The sequence below is a fragment of the Burkholderia sp. E168m23 genome, assembly GCF_016586125.1.
Lineage (GTDB): Bacteria > Pseudomonadota > Gammaproteobacteria > Burkholderiales > Burkholderiaceae > Burkholderia > Burkholderia orbicola.
On record NZ_BCPP01000763.1, the window covers coordinates 1 to 3,561 of the forward strand.

Genomic DNA, 3,561 nt, shown 5'->3' on the forward strand with positions numbered 1-3,561 from the left:
TACCCGAACGCCACCGACGCCCTACGCTCGTCACCGCTCGCGGCCCCACAAGGGCCGGGGGTTCCAGTAACGTCGCCTCTCCTAAAAAGGACTCCCGATGAAAAGGAACGCCTGGTTTGCCCTTCCCCTTCCGTCGCCCCGCCGTCTGGCGTGCGTGGCACCGCTCGTGTTCGCCGCCGTTGCGGCGCATGCGGCGACGGATTGGGTCGATACCCATACGAAAGCCTTTCTGACCGGCCCGCAGTTGATGGCGCGCAGTGCGGCGCCGTCGCTCGAACTCGCGGCCGGCGAGACGACCAACGTCGTCGTCAGCCTGAAGCTGCGCAACGCCGCGCAGCTCAAGCAGCTGGCGCGCGACGTGAACCGGCCCGGCAGCGCGCATTATCGCCAGTACCTGACGCACGAGCAGTTCCTCGCGAACTACGCGCCGACCGATGCGCAGGTGCAGTCGGTCGTCGACTATCTGCACAAGAGCGGCTTCACGAACGTCGAGGTCGCGCCGAACCGGCTGCTGATCTCCGCCAGCGGCACGGCCGGCACGGTGAAGACGGCCTTCAACACGTCGCTCGTGCACTTCGAGTACGCAGGCCGTTCAGGCTTCGCCAACACGTCGACCGCGCAGGTGCCGCGCGCACTCGGCGACGTCGTCGGCTCGGTGCTCGGGCTGCAAAGTGTCGCGCGTGCGCGGCCGCTGCTGCGCATCGGCAACGTGGCGAAACCGCAGGCGCTCGCGGCCGGCACGGCCACAGGCCACTATCCGAAGGAATTCCCGGGCCTCTACAACGCGACCGGCGTACCGACCGCGGCCGGCGTGACCGTCGGCATCATCACGATCGGCGGCGTGTCGCAGACGCTGCAGGACCTGAAGCAGTTCACGTCGAGCAACGGCTACGGCACGGTTTCCACGCAGACCGTCAAGACCAACGGCACGGGCGGCAGCTACACCGACGACCAGGACGGCCAGGGCGAATGGGATCTCGACAGCCAGTCGATCGTCGGCTCGGCCGGCGGCCAGGTCGGCAAGCTGGTGTTCTACATGGCGGACCTGAACGCCGCCGGCAACACGGGCCTCACACAGGCGTTCAACCGCGCGGTGTCGGACAACACCGCGAAGGTGATCAACGTGTCGCTCGGCTGGTGCGAAACCGATGCGAACGCGGACGGCACGCTCGACGCGGAGGAGCAGATCTTCACGACGGCCGCCGCGCAGGGCCAGACGTTCTCGGTATCGTCGGGCGACGAAGGCGTGTACGAGTGCAACAACCGCGGCTATCCGGACGGCTCGAACTACACGGTATCGTGGCCGGCTTCGTCGCCGCATGTGCTCGCGATCGGCGGCACGACGCTCTATACGACGTCGGCGGGCGCGTTCTCGAACGAGACGGTGTGGAACGAAGGGCTCGATTCGAACGGCAAGCTGTGGGCGACAGGCGGCGGCGTCAGCACGATCCTGCCCGCGCCGTCATGGCAGTCGGGCAGCAATCGCCAGTTGCCGGACGTCGCGTTCGATGCCGCGCAAAGCACGGGCGCGTACATCTACAACTACGGCCAGTTGCAGCAGATCGGCGGCACGAGCCTCGCCGCACCGATCTTCACAGGCTTCTGGGCACGCCTGCTCGCGGCGAACGGTACAGGCCTCGGCTTCCCGGCCAGCAACTTCTATGCGGACATTCCGTCGCATCCGTCGCTCGTGCGCTACGACGTCGTGTCGGGCAACAACGGCTATCAGGGGTATGGCTACAAGGCCGGCACCGGCTGGGATCTGACGACCGGCTTCGGCAGCCTGAACATCGCGAACCTCAACCAGCTGATCAAGTCGGGCGGGTTCTGAGCGAAGCGTGAAGACCGGCGCGCGGCGATGGCTTGCCGCGCGCCGGTCGTGAACATCCCGTGCCCTACTCCGTCGCCGGCTCCTTCACGGGCTCCGACACGACCGGCGCGCCGGCCCGATGCGACGGCGCGAACAGCCGCAGCCCGCTCGCGACGCTCGCCGCGCCCGCGAAACCCGCACCGAGCATCAACGCAAGCGTCGGTCCGTGGCGCCCCGCGATCCCGAACGATAGCGCAACGAGCGCCGCGCCCGTCGCCTGCCCGATCAGCCGCGCGGTCGCGATGATCCCGCTCGCGCCGCCGCTGCGCTCCGGCGGCGCGCTCGACATCAGCGCCTTCAGGTTCGGCGACTGGAAGAAACCGAAGCCCGCGCCGCACAGCATCATCCGCCAGCCGATGTCGACGACGCCCGGCGACACCGGCAGCGCGGCGAGCGACACCATGCCCGCGCTCAGCAATGCAAGGCCGATCGCGCCGAGCAGCCCGGGCGGATAACGATCCGACAGCCGCCCCGCGATCGGCGCGGCGAGCGCGACGATCGCCGACCACGGCGTCATCAGGAACCCCGTTTCAACAGCACTGCGATGCAGGACGGTTTCGAAATAGAACGGCAGCGACACGAACGCGAGCCCCTGCGCGGCGAACGCGCAGACGGCGGTCAGCGCGGACAGCGTGAACACGGGCCGGCGGAACAGGTCGACCGGCAGCATCGGCGCCGGGTGCCCGGCCTGGCGGCGGATCAGCAGCCAGCCGAACGAGAATGCCACCGCAGCAGCCGCGAACACGACCGAGAGCGGCCCACGCTGCGCGAATTCGCCGAGCGCGAAGATCAGCGACGCGAACGTGATCACGTTGAACAGCGCGGCCACCGGATCGAACGCATGCTTGCCGCGCGCCGTCTGCGGCAGCGACGGAATCGCGACTGCAAGCGCGAACACGCCGAGCGGCACGTTCACCGCGAACAGCCACGGCCACGCGGCCACCGACAGGATCAGCGACGCGATCGTCGGCCCCACCGCGAACGACACGCCGACGACGAGCGCGTTGAAGCCGACGCCGCGCCCGAGCCGGTGCGCGGGAAACAGGCCGCGAATCAGCGCGACGTTGACGCTCATGATCGCGCTCGCGCCGAAGCCCTGCACGATGCGCGCGGCCGTCAGCATCGGCAGCGTCGACGCGAGCGAACAACCGAGCGACGCCAGCGTGAACACCGCCAGCCCGGCGACATACACGCGCTTGTGACCGACGATGTCGCCGAGCGATGCGAACGGCAGCAGCGTCGCGACCATCGCGAGCTGGTACGCGTTGATGATCCACACGGACGCGGCCGGCGACGCATGCAGGTCGGCGGCGATCGCGGGCAGCGCGGTGTTCGCGATCGCGGTGTCGAGGGTCGCGAGCGCGACGGCCAGCAGCACGGCGGACATCGCGCGCCAGTTGACGGCCGGCTCGTGCGCGCCGGCGGGGGAAGCGAATTCGGACAAGATGGGCTCGGCTGACGGGCGACGCGCGGCGTCGCGGATTGAGCGGCGCGGCGACGAGCGCTCCGTGCGGCAAGAACGGAACGCGCGGCACCGCGAGCCGTATTGTTGCAGAGCCGCACCGAACGTGCAGACGGCCGCGCCGTCAGTCAGCGAAACGAAAGCTTGCGGGATGCCGTGCCTTGCGCGCGGCGTCGTCGATGCGCACAACGATCGACGATCGGGCGATTGCCGGGCAGCCTGTCGGGCT

The 3,561-nt window shown here is 69.1% G+C and carries 2 protein-coding genes; one reads left to right on the plus strand and one right to left on the minus strand.

Going from position 1 to position 3,561, the window contains the following annotated elements; all coding sequences use genetic code 11:
* Nucleotides 1-97: 97 nt before the first annotated feature.
* Nucleotides 98-1,831, plus strand: coding sequence for a protease pro-enzyme activation domain-containing protein (locus JMF90_RS29105; protein ID WP_011548113.1), 1,734 nt, complete (start codon nt 98-100; stop codon nt 1,829-1,831).
* 64 nt (nt 1,832-1,895) lie between these two features.
* Here JMF90_RS29105 and JMF90_RS29110 read toward each other — a convergent pair whose 3' ends face one another.
* A complete protein-coding gene (locus JMF90_RS29110) occupies nt 1,896-3,314 on the minus strand; it encodes an MFS transporter (RefSeq protein ID WP_012338487.1) in 1,419 nt (472 codons plus the stop codon).
* Nucleotides 3,315-3,561: the final 247 nt, after the last annotated feature.